The organism is Roseateles agri, assembly GCF_034043675.1.
Classification (GTDB): domain Bacteria; phylum Pseudomonadota; class Gammaproteobacteria; order Burkholderiales; family Burkholderiaceae_C; genus KK5.
In genome coordinates this window covers 38,062-53,112 of the sequence record NZ_JAXCLA010000007.1, presented here as the reverse complement: position 1 = coordinate 53,112, position 15,051 = coordinate 38,062, and the positions used below count along the sequence as shown (strand labels likewise).

Sequence of the window (15,051 nt, the reverse complement as noted above, 5' to 3'; positions counted from 1 at the left end):
CTCCTGGGGAAAGAACCTGGGAAAAATCTGTTGCGGACTTCAGTGGCCCGACTCGGTCGCGACCTTGGCGGTCGGCGTCGCGCCACGCTGGGTGCGCGAGAGGATCAGCGTCAGCACGGCGGAGAGCACCAGCAGGCCGGCCACGAAGTAGAGGCCGCCGCTGAAGCTGCCGGTGCTGTCCTTGATCCAGCCGATCATGGCCGGGCCGAAGAAGCCGCCGAGGTTGCCGATCGAGTTGATCGTGGCGATGCCGGTGGCCGCCGCGGCGCCCGACAGGAAGGTGGTGGGCATGCTCCACAGCGGCGGCTTCGCGCAGCTGATGCCGATGTTGACGAGGGTCAGCGCCGCGATCAGGCCGAACATGCTGGTCGACTCCGTCGCGATGGCGAGGCCGACGGCCGCCGCCACGCAGGGCAGCACCACGTGCCAGGTGCGCTCGCCGCTGCGGTCGGAGCGGCGCGACCACCAGATCATCGCCACCACCGAGATGCTCGGCGGCACGGCATTGAGCAGGCCCACCGTCATCGACGACACGCCCAGCTGCTTGATGATCTGCGGCGCCCAGATACCCAGCGTGTAGAGGCCGGCCGAGGTGCCGAAGTACACCAGCGAGAGCGCCAACACCTTCGGGTTCGCCAGGCCGCTGAACAGGCTGTGCTGCGAGGTGCCGGCCTTGCGGGCGTTCTCCGCGTTCATCGTCTTGACGAGCCAGGCGCGCTCGTCGTCCTTCAGCCAGGTGGCCTGCTCGGGCCGGTCCGTCATGTAGAAGAAGACCACGACACCAAGGACGAGTGCCGGCACGGCTTCGAGCACGAACAGCCATTGCCAGCCATGCATGCCCATGATGCCGTCCAGCTCCAGCAGCGCGGCAGACACCGGCGAGCCCAGGGCCGTGGAGATCGGCGCAGCCGCCATGAAGAAGGCCGTCACGCCGGCGCGGTGCTGGGCGGGGAACCAGTAGCTGAGGTACAGGATGATGCCGGGGAAGAAACCGGCCTCGGCCGCGCCCAGCAGGAAGCGGATCACGTAGAAGCTGGTCGGCCCTTTGACCAGCGCCATGGCCGCCGAGATGACGCCCCAGGTGACCATCACCCGCGCGATCCACAGCCGCGCGCCGACCTTGTGCAGCACCACGTTCGACGGCACCTCGAACAGGAAGTAGCCCCAGAAGAAGATGCCGGCGCCGAAGCCCAGCATCGAGGCCGTGAAGCCCAGGTCCGTCTTCATCGTCAGCGACGCGAAGCCGATGTTCACGCGATCGATGTACGCGACGAAGTACAGCAGCATGATGAACGGCACGATGCGCCAGGTGATGCGGCGCAACGTCCGTTTTTCGAGTTCCTGCTCCAAGGTTTGTCTCCTGTGTTCAGCTTCGTTTTGGCGAGATGCCATGCCTTGGAGGTTCAGGTCCTCTCTCGCTGGCGATGGCTTGCGGAGCGCAGGTTAGGTCCATCAATGCAAGTGATGAATCGAGCCAAACTTAAAACATAGTTACGCATAATTGATGAATGAGTTCCGATTCCGAAATCGCCTTTTTCTGTCTGCTGGTCAAGCAAGGAAGCCTCGCCTCCACCGCCCGTGAACTCAACCTGACACCGCCCGCGGTGTCCCGGCGACTGGCGCTGCTCGAAGAGCGTTTAGGCGTGCGCCTGTTGAACCGCACGACGCGCCGGATCAGCCTCACCAGCGAGGGAGAGGTCTACTTCAATCACGCGCAGCGCATCCTCAGCGACATCGACGACATGGAGCGCCTGGTCTCCAGCAGCCGCGAGGCGCCGCGCGGCCTGCTGCGCGTCAATGCGCCGCTGGGCTTCGGGCGCTCCTATGTCGGGCCGGCCATTTCCGCGTTCACGAAGATCTGCCCGGAGGTCGATGTGCAGCTGCATCTGACCGACCGACCCGTCAGGCTGCCGGACGAGGCCATCGACCTGGCCATCCAGTTCGGCGAGATGCCCGATTCCCGCCTGATCGCCAAGCGGCTCGCGCCGAACCGCCGGCTGCTGGTCGCGTCACCGGCCTACCTGCGCATCGCGGGTACGCCGCAGCATCCGCACGACCTGACCCAGCACGAATGCCTGGTGCTGCGCCAGAACAGCAGTGCCTACGGCAACTGGCGCCTGAGCAAGGGCGAGCGCGCGGAGACCGTCAAGGTCCACGGCAAGCTGAGCACCAACGACGGCGAGGTCGCGCTGAACTGGGCGCTGGACAGCCTCGGCATCCTGATGCGCGCCGAATGGGACGTGGCCAAGTACCTGCGCAGCGGCCGATTGGTGCAGGTGCTGGCGGACTACGAGACGCCGCCGGCCGACATCTACGCCGTCTTCCCGGAACGCTTGAACCTATCGGCCAAGGTCACGCTCTTCGTTGACCACCTGCGGGACTACCTGAGTTCTCACGCCGATGGGCCTCAGGTCGGCAAGGCGGCCTGGTAGCCGCAAGCGAATCAGGAAGCAGCTCGCCGCTCGTAGCTGACCGTGAGCATTTCCCAGACATGCCCGTCAGGCTGGTCCCAGTACACGAGGCTGCCACCGAATGCCGGGTTGACCTGGTGGTCCACCGGACCCAGCGGCGTGCTGCGATACGCGATGCCCGCCGACTGGACGCGCGCCAGGATGGCATCGAAGGCCTCCTGATCGACCCGGAAGCACAGATGCTGCTTCGGGAAGGAGTCATCGACCCATTGATCGAAGTCGATCGTCAGGCCCTCGTTGACGAAGACCGGCGAGAACGGACCGACGTTTCCCTGCTCTGCCCAGGGCACGTCGAGGATGGACGCAAGAAGCCGCGCGGCGGCGATGCGGTCCTTTGCCGGCACGATGAGGTGGTCGAGTTGAATGATCACGTTTGTGTCCCTCCTACGGTCGCAGGCCTGCCGCCATCCGGCTGGATGCCCAGCCAGCACAAGGCACTGCAGCATAGAAGAAGCACCACGGAACTGCCGATCGAGACATGCATGCCGCGCATGAACGCCTCTGGCGCCGTGTCCCGGACCCAATAGCCAAAGACGGCGACACCCAGCATGCCACCCACCTGGCGCGCGGAGTTGAGCACCCCCGAAGCGATACCGGCGCGTGACGCATCTACCGACGAAAGTATCGCGTTGGTCATGGTCGGAACCATCAGCGCAGTACCGCTGGCAGCCAACAGCATGGGAAGCACCAGAAGCCAATAACTGCCGTCCACGCTGACCGGCATCAGCAGCAGGTATCCGCAAGCGGCCAGTGTCAGGCCAAGCACCATCAAGAGGCGAGCACCCATGCGCGTGATCAGTCGCCCAGCCAGCACATTGACCGCCATCAACACCATGGTCATGGGAAGGAAGGCCAGTCCCGTCAACTGCGGCGAGAACTGCTGCTGAATCTGGAAGAACAGGCTGAACACGAAAATCAAGCCGTAGTAGGCGAAGTTCACCACGACGCCCGCCACCGAAGCCACGGTGAAGGTCGGGATTCGGAACAGCTCCAAGGGCAGCATCGGCGAATCGCTGCGGGCTTCGATCCAGATGAAACCGAGGGTTGCCGCCAGCGCCAACAGGAAGCCACCTCGAACCAGGCCGTGATGCCAGCCGAGCGGTGCCGCTTCGGTCAACGCCATCGTGAGCGAAGCCAGCGCCAGGACGGCCGCTCCCTGGCCTGCCCAGTCGAGACTGCGCCGATGGCTGCCACCACGAGGTTCCACGTAGCGCAGCGTCAGGTAGATCCCGATCGCACCGATCGGCAAATTGATCAGGAAAATGCTGCGCCAGCCCAGATGCGTCACCAGTATCCCGCCCAACACGGGGCCAGCCGCCAGCGACATCCCACCCAGGGCACCCCACCAACCCACCGCACGGCTGCGCTGCGTGCGATCCGGAAAGGCATGCTGCAGCATGGTCAGGGAGTTCGGCACCAGCAGCGCGGCGCCCAGTCCCTGGATCAACCTCGCGGCAATCAGGAGCGGCAGGCTGGCACTCAAGCCGCATGCAGTCGATCCCAGGGTGAACACCGCGAAGCCCAGCAGGAAGACACGACGCGCGCCGAGCCGGTCGCCAAGCGCGCCGCTGGTCAGCAGCATTGCCGCAAAGACCAGCGTATACGCGTTGATGACCCATTGCAGTCCAGCTACATCGGTGGCGAATTCCCGGCGCAAGACATCCAGGGCGACATTGACGACGCTGACGTCCAGAAGAACGACCACGAAGCCCAGCGCAGCCGCCAGCAGCGTGCCCCGTGGAGAAGGAGATGACGAAGACATGAGAAGTACCCAACAGGACCAAGTGCTTCGCATGCTAGGGTTCGGACATATACGCGTAAATTCCCAAAATCCGCACCGCATACTTGAGAAAACGCACAGATGTTCGACTGGGAAAACTTCCGACATTTCCTGGCAGTTGCCCGCACCGGCACCTTGTCGGGCGCCGCCCGATCGCTCAACGTGGACCACGCCACCGTTAGCCGCCGCCTGATGGCGCTGGAAACCGGGCTGCAGGTTCCTCTGGTCGAACGCCTGCCTCGCTCGTGCCGACTCACACCCATGGGCCTCCAGATCTACGAGCACGCCAAGGCCATGGAGGCGTCGGCCTTTGCCGTGGAACGTGTGGCGCAAGCGAGCCATGAGCCGCTATCGGGGAAAGTGACGCTCAGCGCGCCGCCCGTGTTGGCGACGCACCTGCTGGCCGGCCGGCTGGTGGACTTGCGTGCCGACTATCCCGGCATCCAGCTTTCCGTCTCGGCTCAGGCACAGCAGGTCTCACTCAGTCGTCGCGAAGCCGATGTCGCCCTGCGGCTGGTGCGCCCCAAGGAATCCAGCAGCGTCGTCCGCAAGCTGGGTCAGATGCCTTTTGCCTTGTATGCAAGTCCGGAGTACGCGGCGTCGCGCGCCCCTGAAGATTGGACCTTCATCGCCTACGACAAGCAGTTCTCCGATATGCCTCAGCAGAAATGGCTGCTGGGAATCGCCGGCAATCGAGCCGTTGGCTGCGAACTGAGCGACATCAGCAGCCATCTGGCGGCCGCGCGTGCCGGAGCGGGGGTCGCCGGTCTGCCAAGTTTCCTGGCTGATAGAGACCCGGGGTTGCTAGCGCTGGAACAGGAAGGGCCGCCCTTCTCGCGCGATATCTGGCTGGTCGTTCACCGCGATTTGCGTCGATCCGCACCCGTCCGTGCCGTGATGGACTTTGTGGCCAAAGCCATCACGGAGGAACCCGGACTTGGTCTGGAATGACAGGCATCGGTGCCTCATTCGCCGCAGCGACATGATGAGCGGCGAGCACATGGTTATCGCAAATCTACGGCGTTCCCATGCAGGCCGGCTCCGGAGTGATGATCGCGGCGATCCCATTGCCGGCGTCGACGACAAACACGACCCGAAAAGTGCACGAGATCAAGAAGCCCGTGGTCTTGGAACAGTCGAAGCCCTCGCGCGCCTCTCCACTCACCACGCAGGAGTAGCCCTCCCTCGCCAGGCCTGCGGCCGCTTCTTCAGCTGAAGCGCCGATACGCACGCCAAGAGATTCGAGCTTCGCGTCGCTCATTCTTTGCGGCGTGCTGCAGCCCGCAAGCAGAGCGATGGCCATCGCGATGGCGGTGACGCTCCGAAGGAGCCGGTGGGTGGCGGAGAGGTGTGCGTTCATAAGGGCAAACAGTCGGCAGACAAGCGATGTCGAACGGTAGCGCTGCCCACGGCCCGACCCGTCCCCTCGACAGGGCTCAGGCCGCTGCAGCGACCGGCAGCAAGTGCCCCAGCTTCGCGTCCCCATAGCTGCGAATGACCTGCGAGATGATGACCTGATAGCCCGCCAGCCAGTTGTCTTGCGCGGCCTTGGCTTCCAGGTGGCGGGGATGGCGCACCAGTTGCTGCAGCGCCTCGAGAGACTCCCAGTAGTAGACGTTGGAGATCAGGCCGTTCGCCGGGTTCTCCCAGGACTCTTCGCCCAGATAGCCGGGGATGGCCTTGGCGGCGGCGGCAATTTCCTGATCAAGCCGATGGAATGCTTCGTCGAACTGCTTGGTCGAGAAGATGAATGTTGATGAGTACACGGGCCTTCCTCGGGAAACGGGCTGCACGATTATGGGTACGTCGCTTCCCGCTTCGTCGCGCCGGGGACACCCACCAAATGGGGTTCCTAGGGATCACCATCAGCGCAATAGGCCAGCAGCGATATTCCAATCGCGGCTTCGACATTCACATCCACTGCATCGATGACCCGCCTGCTGATCCTCGTCGCCCTGGTCTGGGCCGCGCTGATGCCACCGCTGTTCACGCACGGCGCCTGCACGGCCGAGTACGAGCAGGCCTCGGCGCTCGTCACCCGGCCCGAGAACCGGCCCAGGCTGGCGACGCCTGACGCCGCCGTCGCCTTCCTGCAGGCGCAGCAGCTGGATGTCCACAAGCTGACCGAGGCGGACTGCGAGCACGGCGGCAAGCCGCGCTGGCTGCAGCAGTGCCCGAGCGGCACGATCGTCTGGACCGAGGCGCCCGTTCGCAATCGCGTCTGCAGCATTTACCGCGACGACAAGACGGTCCTGCGCCTGCGCTATGACCTGCGAGACCGGCTGGTCGGTGTGGTCAGCGAGATGGCGCCGTTCAAGTACCTGCCGCTGCCGTGGGGCGGCAGCATCGACTGGGCGAAGTAGTTCGGTCGAGGCTGGCGGCTCAGCGTCCGCGCCCGACGAGCCCTGTCGACGCGCGCACCACCAGCTTCGGCGGCGCGGTCTCGCGCAGGGGCGTGAGTTCCTCGTCGCCGTCGATCATCCGCATGATCATCTCGACGGCCACCACGGCGGATTCCTCGGTGGGCACGGCGACGGTCGTCAACGCCGGGCGCACCTGGTGGGCCAGCTGGATGTCGGTGATGCCGATCACGCTGAGGTCCGCCGGCACGGCCAGGCCCATCTCGGCGGCGGCCTGCAGCACGCCCAAAGCGGGCAGGTCGTTGCTGACGAACAGGGCCGTCAGGTCCGGCACGCCGGCCAGCAAGGTGTGGGCGGCGCTACGGCCTTCGTCGATGGTGTCGTGGCCGAAGATCACGTCGCCCTCGCCGTGGGCGATGCCGGCCTTGGCCAGTGCATCGACAAAGCCGCGGTAGCGCCAGATGTGGTTGCCGCTGCGCTCGCTACCGACGACCGCACCGATGCGCCTGTGGCCCAGCGCGATCAGGTGTTCGGCCGCCATGATGCCGGCGCGGTAGAAGTCCACCGCCACGCTGGGCAGCGGCGGCGGCTGGTCGGGCTTCTCCCACATGCACAGCACGACCGGCACGCCGCGCTCGCGCAGCTGCACCAGTTCGTCGATCTGCACGAAGTCGGCGTTCATCACGAGCACGCCGTGCGCCAAGGAGCCGCCCACCGCGTCGAGGTAGGCCTTCTCCTGCGCCGGATCGTCGTTGGTGTTGCAGACGAGCAGGAAGTAGCCGAGCTTGCGCACGGCGCGCTCCACGGCCAGCGCGAACTCCGGGTAGAACGGATTGGCGATGCTGGAGACGATCAGCGCGATCGTGGCCGGCCGGCCCTCGGCCAGCGCGCGGGCGGTGAGGTTGGGCCGGTACTTCAGCTCGCGCACGGCGGCGAGCACACGCTCACGCGTCTCGGCACCGACCTTGCCGCGGCCGCGCAGCACGTTCGACACGGTGGCCGCGGTCACACCGGCCTTGCTCGCGACCTGCGCGAGGGTCGTCATCCCTTGACGCCCCCAGAGGTCAGGCCGCTGACCAGCCAGCGCTGGGTCACCACGAACATCAGCGTCAGCGGCAGGCCGGCCAGGATCGCCGTCGCGGCGAAGTCGCCCCACAGGTAGTTCTGGTCGAACAGGAACAGCCGCGAGCCGATCGCCAGCGTGAGCTTCTGCTGGTCCTGCAGCATCACCGAGGCGATCGGGTACTCGATCATCGCGCCGAGGAAAGCCAGCACGAAGACGACGATCAGGATCGGCGTCGCCATCGGCAGCAGCACCTTGACGAAGGCCTGGAACGGTGTCGCCCCGTCCACCGCCGCGGCCTCCTCCAACTCGCGCGGCACGCTGTCGAAGTAGCCCTTGATCAGCCAGATGTGCTGCGCCACGCCGCCGGTGTAGGCCAGCGCCAGGCTCCAGTGGCTGTTGAGCCCCAGCGCCGGCACCACCTCGCCGATGCGGTCGAACAGCGCATAGATCGCCACCAGCGCCAGCACCGAGGGGAACATCTGCAGAAGTAACAAGCTATTGAGTAACCCGTTCCTTCCACGGAACCTCATCCGCGCGAACGCATAGGCGCTGGTGATCGACAGCAGCAGCGAGACGGTGGCCGAGACCAGCGCCACCTTGATCGAATTGAACACCCACTGCAGCACCGGGAAGGCCGGCTTCACCAGATGGCCGTCGTCATCGATATAGCTGATGCCCAGAGCCAGCTTCCAGTGCTCGAAGCTGATGTGCTGCGGGATCAGGTGCCCGCCGGCGAAATTGCCCGGCCGCAGCGAGATCGACAGGATCATCAGGAAGGGCGCGACCGTGAGGGTCAGGAAGGCGATCATCAACACATGGACGAGGACGACCCGCCACCTGTGAGACTTCTTGAGGACGATGGCCATGGGTCAGTTGCCTCTCGTAGATTGGACGGGGCCTCGGGCTGCGCCTGGGGGCGTCCACTTCATGTCCTCCGGCCGCTGCGCGGCCTCCCCCTTTACTTCCGTGGCCGCCCCCAGCCACATCCCGAGGCAATCGACCGCTGGTCGTTCTCGGAGCAAGCAGGGTGGTGGGGTGCCCCCGCAGCGCAAGTAAAGGAGGAGCCCGCGCAGCGGGCGGGGGACATGGAGCTGCGGGGGTACCCCGCCGCCCTGCGCTCTCCACACAGGCGAAAGCATTTGGCTCCTCATCACCGCTTCTCCTCCTGCCCCACCTTGAACAACTTCAGATTCACCACCGCCAAGGTCGCCACGATCAGGAACACGATCGACGAGATCGCGCAGGCCAGTGCGTAGTTCTGGCCGGAGTCGTGAAAGGCGATGCGGTAGGTGTAGCTGGCCAGCAGGTCGGTGGAGCCGACGGGTACCTCGGTGTCCAGGTAGTCCGGCGCGCCGTTGGTCAGCAGCGCGATCAGCGCGAGGTTGTTGAAGTTGAAGGCGAAGGACGTGATCAGCAGCGGCGCGATGGGCCTGGCGATCAGCGGCAGCGTGATGCGGAAGAAGTTGGTGAACGGGCCGGCGCCGGCCAGGGCCGAGGCTTCGTACAGCTCGCCCGGGATGGCTTTGATGAGGCCCATCGAGAGGATCATCATGTACGGGTAGCCGAGCCAGGCGTTGACGATCAGCACCATCGCGCGGGCCGTCGTCGCGTCGGAGAACCAGCTCGGCCGGATGCCGAAGAGCTGGTCCAGGATCAGGTTGATCTCGCCGAGGTTCTCGTTGAACAGGCCGCGGAACACGGGGATCGAGATGAAGGCCGGCACCGCGTAGGGCAGGAACAGCATCAGCCGGTAGGTGTCGCGAAAGCGCAGCGCGTCCCAGTTCATCGCCACGGCCAGCAGCACGCCGATGCCGAAGGTGAACAGCGTGTTCAAGGTGGCGAAGGTGACCGTCCAGCCGAAGACGCGGGCGAAGGGCTGGAAGAAGCGGTGGTCGGTAAAGATGCGTTGGTAGTTCTGCCAGCCGACGGCGGTGCGAAAGCCCGGCTCCACCGGCACGGCCTTGCCGTCCACCGTCTTCTCCCAGTAGCCGGTGTTCATGTTGGCGACGAGGCGCTGGCCGTCCTCGTCGTCGGTCATCGTGCCGTCCTTGTTCATCAGGTACTGCGGACGGCTGGCGGCGAAGCGGCGCAGGCTGCTGAGCTTCAGCTCGGTACCGTCGGGCAGCAGCGCGGTGACGAGCTTCAGCGCCGGCTGCAGGCGGATGACGTCCTTCAGCGGCAGTGCGTCGTCGGCGGCGTCCTCTGCGGACTCGGCGAGCTGGATGCGCTGCTCCTTGCCATCATCGGCGAGCTTCACCGGCGGCGTGACGTAACGCTTCTCCTCCTCGTCCACGAAGGCCAGGCGGTACTGCCCGCCGGGCGCCGCGTGCAGCTTGAAGTCCAGCCCGCCGGTGCTCGAACTGTGCGTGCGCGCCAGCAGCACGGCGGTGGAGCGCTCGAAGGGCAGCAGGTGCAGCGAGGAATAGTTCGTGAACGCGATCGCGAGCGTGTAGCCCATCGGCAGCACGATGAACACGAGCACCGCGAGGATGCCCGGCACCACGTAGCGCCAGGCATAGAAGCGCGAATGCACGTAGACGAAGGCCGCGCCGGCCAGCAGCACCAGCGTGATGCCGGCCGCCAGATGCAGCCGCATCGAGAACATCACGACGACCAGCGCCAGCGAAGCCAGCAATGCCAGCAGGCCGAAGGCGAGCAGCGCGAGATGCCAGCCGCCGCGTTTCCTTTTCGTCACATGCATCGCGTTCACGAACCCTGGATCACTCGTTACCCTTGATGCGCTTCGCAGCGCGGTCCAGGCCTTCCTTGACCGTCTCACGACCCTGCGTGATGTTCTGCAGGGCGGCTTCCATGCCGGACCAGAAGCGCGTCATCTCCGGGTTGTTGGGCATCGGCGTGCCGGCTTGCGCGTTGGCCATCGTGCCGGCGATCAGCGGGTCGGATTTCAGCTCGGCGTAGAACTCCTTGTTGGCCGGCACGCCCAGCGGCACCGCGGCGTTGACCGCCTTCAGGCCTTCGACCGACAGCAGGTAGTTCTCCATGAACTCGTTGGCGAGTTCCTTGTTCGGGCTGACGCTGCTGAGCATCGCGCCGAGCACGCCGACGAAGGGACCGCCCTGCTTGCCGGCGACCTTCGGGAATGGGGCGACGCCGAAGTCGATCTTGCTCTTCTTCAGGTTGTTCCAGCTCCACGGGCCGTTGATCATCATCGCGATGCTGCCGTCGTTGACGCCGGAGTCGGTCACCGCGTAGTCGGCCGTCTTCGACACGCCGCCGGTGCTGATCAGCTTCATCAGCGTCTCGATGCCCTTGACCGAGCCGGCGTTGTTGACGCCGGTGTCCTGCGGGTCGTAGGTGCCGTCGGCATTGCGCTTGAACGCGTAGCCGCCGCCGGCCGAGATCAGGCCGTAGGTGTAGTAGATCTGCGTGATCGGCCAGCTGATCGCGTGCTTGCCGTTAGCCTGCAGCTTCTTGTCCAGCGCCAGCACTTCTTCCCAGGTCTTGGGCGGCGTGGGCACCAGGGCCTTGTTGTAGATCAGGCCCAGTGCCTCGATCGACAGCGGGTAGCCCCAGGTCTTGCCGCCGATCGTCCAGGCCTTCCAGGCCAGCGGATCGATCGAGGCGATGGTCTTCTTGGACGGCGTCACCGGCACGATCAGGCCGGCCGTGGCCCAGCTGCCGGCGCGGTCGTGCGGCCACATCCAGATGTCCGGGCCCTTGCCGGCGGCGGCGGCCTGCTCGAACTTGGCGATGGCATCTTCCGGATGCTCGACAACGACCGGGATGCCGGTCTCCTTGGTGAACTTCTCGCCGATCTTGGCGATACCGTCGTAGCCCTTGTCGCCGTTGATCCAGATCAGCAGCTTGCCCTTCTCGGCCGCGTGGGCGGCATTGGCAGCCAGCAGCGCCGTCACGGCCAGCGCGATCAGCGTGTTCTTGTTGCGTGTCGTCATCTTCTCGTCTCCTCGGGGTTGAGGCAGCCCGCGCTGCCCTTGGCTTTCAATCAGGCGGCGCAGCGCTGCAGCGCCATGCCTTGCTCGTCGAACAGGTGTGCGCGCTGCGGCGGCACGCGCAATTGCAGCGCATCGCCGACGTGCATGGGCGTCTCGCCGGGCAGGCGCAGCACGAGCTTCTGGCCGTCGGGCGTGTCGAGGTAGGCGAAGGTCGTGTCGCCGAGCTGCTCGACCCACTGGACGCGGCAGGCCACGGCGTTGTCGGCACCGTCGGCACCGGCAATCTCCAGATGCTCGCTGCGCACGCCCAGCGTGACCGGCTCGCCGATCGCGACGGTGCCGGGCCGCACCGCGGCCGTCACGATCGCGCCGTCGCGCAGCCGCACGGTCACCGACGATTCGCTCAGCTGCGTCACCGTGGCCGGCAGCAGGTTCATACGCGGGCTGCCGATGAAGCCGGCGACGAACAGGTTGCGCGGGTTCGCATACAAGTCCATCGGCGCGCCGACCTGGGCCACCGAGCCGTGCCTGGCGACGTCCGCTCCAGTGTGGAGCAGCACGATCTTGTCGGCCAGGGTCATCGCCTCGACCTGGTCGTGCGTCACGTAGATCGTGCTGGCGCGGCCGTACTCGCGGTGCAGCCGGGCGATCTCCACGCGCATCTGCGTGCGCAGCGCCGCGTCGAGGTTGGACAGCGGCTCGTCGAACAGGAACACGCCGGGGTCGCGCACCAGCGCGCGGCCGATCGCCACGCGCTGGCGCTGGCCGCCCGACAGTGCCTTGGGCTTGCGCTCCAGCAGGTGCTCGATCTCCAGCAGCTTGGCGATGCGCCCCACCCGCGTGCCGATCTCGTCCTTCTTCATGCCCGCCAGGCGCAGGCCGAAGGCCATGTTGGCGGCCACGTCCAGGTGCGGGTAGAGCGCGTAGTTCTGGAACACCATCGCCACGTTGCGCTCCGAGGGCGCGAGCTCATTGACGCGGTTCCCGCCGATGCGCATCTCGCCGCGCGTGATGTCTTCCAGGCCAGCCACCATGCGCAGCAAGGTCGACTTGCCGCAGCCGCTGGGGCCGACGAACACGCAGAACTCGCCGTCGGCAATATCCAGCGAGACGTCGCGGATCACCTCCGCGCCGCCCGGCTCATAGCTCTTGTGGATGTTCGAGAGTTGGACCCCGGCCACGTTGTCTCCATCAAATCCGGTCTGCGCCGAATTAAGCGATTAATTGAGGCGCCATTCTCAGAAGCTGTCCCGTCCTGGTTAAGGGGGCTAACCCTGATCAAAGGGGCTTTGACACAGAAAGAATTAATCGCTTAATCTCCCGCCCGCAAATAACGGAGACAAGACATGAAGCTGGGCGTTTGCTACTACCCCGAACAATGGGACGAGGCGCTGTGGGCCGACGACGCCCGGCGAATGAAGGAGATGGGGATCTCCACCGTGCGCATCGCCGAGTTCGCCTGGGGCCTGATGGAGCCTCGCCCCGGCGAGTACGACTGGGCCTGGCTGGACCGCGCGATCGAGGTGCTGACAGCGCAGGGCCTGGAGATCGTGATGTGCACGCCCACCGGCGCACCGCCGCACTGGCTCAGCAAGCAGCACCCGGACATCCACGCGATCGACCAGGACGGCCACGTCAAGCAGTTCGGATCGCGCCGCCACTACGACTTCTCCAGCGACGCCTTCTTCGAGGCCAGCCGCAAGATCGTCACCGCCATCGCGCAGCGCTACGGCAGGCACCCCGCCGTCGTCGCCTGGCAGACCGACAACGAATACGGCTGCCACGGCACCATCACCTCCTTCTCGCCCGACGCGCTGCGCCGCTTCCGCCAGTGGCTGGCCGAGCGCTACGGCCACAGCATCGACAAGCTCAACGCCGCCTGGGGCCACGCCTTCTGGAGCATGCAGTACGCGAGCTTCGAGGACATCGGCTTCCCGGTCCACACCGCCGCGCCGCCGAACCCCTCGCACCAGCTGGCCTGGAAGCGCTTCGGCTCCGACGAGGTGATCCGCTACAACCGGCTGCACGTCGACATCCTGCGCGAGCACTCGCCGGGCGTGCCGGTGCTGCACAACTTCATGGCCTTCATGGGCGACTTCGAGCACCATGAGGTCGGCCGCGATCTGGACATCGCCAGCTGGGACAACTACCCGCTGGGCTTCCTCGACACGATGAAGTTCTTCGAAGACGAGGACCGCCAGCGCTACCGCCGCTGCGGCCATCCGGACGTCTCGGCCTTCCACCACGACCTCTACCGCGGCGTGGTCGCCAGCAGACGCTGGTGGGTGATGGAGCAACAGCCGGGGCCCGTGAACTGGGCGCCGTGGAACGCGCTGCCCCAGCCGGGCATGGTGCGCGCCTGGACCTGGGAGGCCTTCGCCCACGGCGCGGAACTGGTCAGTTACTTCCGCTGGCGCCAGGCGCCGGTGGCGCAGGAGCAGATGCACGCGGGCCTGCACACGCCCGACGACGTGCTCTCGCCCGGCGGCGAGGAGGCCATGGTGGTCGCACGCGAGCTCGCATCGATGCCGGCGGAGGCGACGCGCCCGGCCGAGGTCGCCCTGGTGGTCGACTACGCCAGCAACTGGGCCACCGAGATCCTGCCGAACAGCCCCGACTTCGAGATCCACGCACTGCAGCTCGCCTGGTACGGTGCGCTGCGCAAGCTGGGCCTGAACGTGGACATCGTGCCGCAGTCGGCCGACCTGTCCGGCTATGCGCTGGTCGTCGCGCCGACGATCGCGCTGCCCAGCGCCGCCTTCGTCGAGAGCCTGAAGGCCACGCGGGCGCAGGTGCTGCTGGGCCCGCGCTGCGGCGCCAAGTCCGACGAGATCCGCATCCCCGAAGGCCTGCCGCCTGGCCCGTTGCGCGCGCTACTGCCGGGGCTGCGCGTGGTCTCCGTCGAAGGGCTGCGCCCCGGCGTGGCGCTGGCGGCCGACGGCGCGCTGCTCGGCGCCTCGATCACCCGCTGGCGCGAGCTGCTCGACGCACCGGCCGGTCTGGCCGTCGAGGCCCGCTACGCCGATGGCGCACCGGCGCTGGTGAAGCACGGCCACGTGCGCTACCTGGCCGGCTGGCTCACCGGCATGGGCCTGGAGGCATTGATCAGCACGGTCGCGCAGGAGGCGGGCCTGGCCGTCGGCAAGCCGCTGCCCGAGGGCCTGCGGCTGCGCCGCCGCGGCGACATCCAGTTCGCCGTCCACTACGGTACGAGCCCGGTGCAGGTGCCGGCGCCGGCGGGCACGCAGTTCCTGCTCGGCGGCCCGGTGCTGGAGACGGCCGGTGTGGCGGCCTGGAAGGTCTGAACTTGCGGCAGCGCCTATAGCAGCACGAAGCGCCGCGGTGGCGCTTCAATCAAGGGGGCTCCGTTGCTCGGAAGCCTCTGCATGAGCTTAGTCGGAATGTTTATTTCCGTTGCGTGGGGTCGGCGGCAGAAACTGCGCGGCTCGTTCAACCACGC

At 66.3% G+C, this 15,051-nt stretch carries 14 protein-coding genes; 4 read left to right on the top strand and 10 right to left on the bottom strand.

The features are described from left to right. Positions 1-39: 39 nt before the first annotated feature. On the bottom strand, positions 40-1,350 hold the full coding sequence (locus tag SNE35_RS20645) for an MFS transporter (protein WP_320424907.1): 1,311 nt from the start codon (positions 1,348-1,350) through the stop codon (positions 40-42). Between the two features lie 158 nt (positions 1,351-1,508). On the opposite strand from SNE35_RS20645, the gene SNE35_RS20640 reads away from it, so the two are divergent. Beyond that, positions 1,509-2,432 carry a LysR family transcriptional regulator gene (locus SNE35_RS20640; protein WP_320424906.1) on the top strand — a complete coding sequence of 308 codons (924 nt, stop codon included), beginning with the start codon at positions 1,509-1,511 and terminating at the stop codon, positions 2,430-2,432. Positions 2,433-2,443: 11 nt separating this feature from the next. Here the strand turns inward: SNE35_RS20640 and SNE35_RS20635 are convergent, their stop codons facing one another. Both SNE35_RS20635 and SNE35_RS20630 read right to left on the bottom strand, forming a co-directional pair. Next, positions 2,444-2,842, bottom strand: coding sequence for a VOC family protein (locus tag SNE35_RS20635; protein ID WP_320424905.1), 399 nt, complete (start codon positions 2,840-2,842; stop codon positions 2,444-2,446). Beyond that, positions 2,839-4,233 carry an MFS transporter gene (locus SNE35_RS20630; RefSeq protein ID WP_320424904.1) on the bottom strand — a complete coding sequence of 465 codons (1,395 nt, stop codon included), beginning with the start codon at positions 4,231-4,233 and terminating at the stop codon, positions 2,839-2,841. Before SNE35_RS20630 ends, SNE35_RS20635 begins: the two co-directional genes overlap by 4 nt. A 99-nt stretch (positions 4,234-4,332) precedes the next feature. On the opposite strand from SNE35_RS20630, the gene SNE35_RS20625 reads away from it, so the two are divergent. After that, the gene (locus SNE35_RS20625) at positions 4,333-5,202 is read left to right on the top strand and encodes a LysR family transcriptional regulator (protein ID WP_320424903.1); all 870 of its coding nucleotides are present in this window, start codon (positions 4,333-4,335) and stop codon (positions 5,200-5,202) included. 64 nt (positions 5,203-5,266) lie between these two features. On the opposite strand, the gene SNE35_RS20620 is transcribed toward SNE35_RS20625, so the two are convergent. Then, complete coding sequence (locus SNE35_RS20620) at positions 5,267-5,611, bottom strand: hypothetical protein (protein WP_320424902.1); 345 nt, start codon at positions 5,609-5,611, stop codon at positions 5,267-5,269. A 76-nt stretch (positions 5,612-5,687) separates the two neighbouring features. After that, positions 5,688-6,017, bottom strand: a complete 330-nt coding sequence (locus SNE35_RS20615) for an antibiotic biosynthesis monooxygenase family protein (protein ID WP_320424901.1) — start codon at positions 6,015-6,017, stop codon at positions 5,688-5,690. 162 nt (positions 6,018-6,179) lie between these two features. Between SNE35_RS20615 and SNE35_RS20610 the strand changes: the two genes are divergently transcribed. Then, on the top strand, positions 6,180-6,614 hold the full coding sequence (locus SNE35_RS20610; protein ID WP_320424900.1) for a hypothetical protein: 435 nt from the start codon (positions 6,180-6,182) through the stop codon (positions 6,612-6,614). Positions 6,615-6,633: 19 nt separating this feature from the next. Here the strand turns inward: SNE35_RS20610 and SNE35_RS20605 are convergent, their stop codons facing one another. The 5 genes from SNE35_RS20605 to SNE35_RS20585 all read right to left on the bottom strand — a co-directional run bounded on the left by SNE35_RS20605 (position 6,634) and on the right by SNE35_RS20585 (position 12,772). Further along, complete coding sequence (locus SNE35_RS20605) at positions 6,634-7,656, bottom strand: LacI family DNA-binding transcriptional regulator (protein WP_320424899.1); 1,023 nt, start codon at positions 7,654-7,656, stop codon at positions 6,634-6,636. Next, positions 7,653-8,543 (bottom strand): maltose ABC transporter permease MalG, encoded by an 891-nt coding sequence (malG, locus tag SNE35_RS20600; protein ID WP_320424898.1) that lies wholly within the window; start codon positions 8,541-8,543, stop codon positions 7,653-7,655. Before malG ends, SNE35_RS20605 begins: the two co-directional genes overlap by 4 nt. A 284-nt stretch (positions 8,544-8,827) precedes the next feature. Beyond that, positions 8,828-10,372 (bottom strand): maltose ABC transporter permease MalF, encoded by a 1,545-nt coding sequence (gene malF / locus SNE35_RS20595; protein ID WP_320424897.1) that lies wholly within the window; start codon positions 10,370-10,372, stop codon positions 8,828-8,830. A 25-nt stretch (positions 10,373-10,397) separates the two neighbouring features. Further along, on the bottom strand, positions 10,398-11,591 hold the full coding sequence (gene malE / locus SNE35_RS20590; RefSeq protein ID WP_320424896.1) for a maltose/maltodextrin ABC transporter substrate-binding protein MalE: 1,194 nt from the start codon (positions 11,589-11,591) through the stop codon (positions 10,398-10,400). A gap of 50 nt (positions 11,592-11,641) precedes the next feature. After that, positions 11,642-12,772, bottom strand: a complete 1,131-nt coding sequence (locus tag SNE35_RS20585; protein ID WP_320424895.1) for an ABC transporter ATP-binding protein — start codon at positions 12,770-12,772, stop codon at positions 11,642-11,644. A 165-nt stretch (positions 12,773-12,937) separates the two neighbouring features. On the opposite strand from SNE35_RS20585, the gene SNE35_RS20580 reads away from it, so the two are divergent. Beyond that, on the top strand, positions 12,938-14,896 hold the full coding sequence (locus SNE35_RS20580; protein ID WP_320424894.1) for a beta-galactosidase: 1,959 nt from the start codon (positions 12,938-12,940) through the stop codon (positions 14,894-14,896). The last annotated feature ends 155 nt before the right edge of the window (positions 14,897-15,051 follow it).

Coding starts and splice junctions, on each gene's coding strand:
- SNE35_RS20640 (WP_320424906.1), top strand. CDS start 1,509: ATGAGTTCCGATTCCGAAATCGCCTTTTTCTGTCTGCTGGTCAAGCAA.
- SNE35_RS20630 (WP_320424904.1), bottom strand. CDS start 4,233: ATGTCTTCGTCATCTCCTTCTCCACGGGGCACGCTGCTGGCGGCTGCG.
- SNE35_RS20625 (WP_320424903.1), top strand. CDS start 4,333: ATGTTCGACTGGGAAAACTTCCGACATTTCCTGGCAGTTGCCCGCACC.
- SNE35_RS20620 (WP_320424902.1), bottom strand. CDS start 5,611: ATGAACGCACACCTCTCCGCCACCCACCGGCTCCTTCGGAGCGTCACC.
- SNE35_RS20610 (WP_320424900.1), top strand. CDS start 6,180: ATGACCCGCCTGCTGATCCTCGTCGCCCTGGTCTGGGCCGCGCTGATG.
- SNE35_RS20605 (WP_320424899.1), bottom strand. CDS start 7,656: ATGACGACCCTCGCGCAGGTCGCGAGCAAGGCCGGTGTGACCGCGGCC.
- malG (WP_320424898.1), bottom strand. CDS start 8,543: ATGGCCATCGTCCTCAAGAAGTCTCACAGGTGGCGGGTCGTCCTCGTC.
- malE (WP_320424896.1), bottom strand. CDS start 11,591: ATGACGACACGCAACAAGAACACGCTGATCGCGCTGGCCGTGACGGCG.
- SNE35_RS20580 (WP_320424894.1), top strand. CDS start 12,938: ATGAAGCTGGGCGTTTGCTACTACCCCGAACAATGGGACGAGGCGCTG.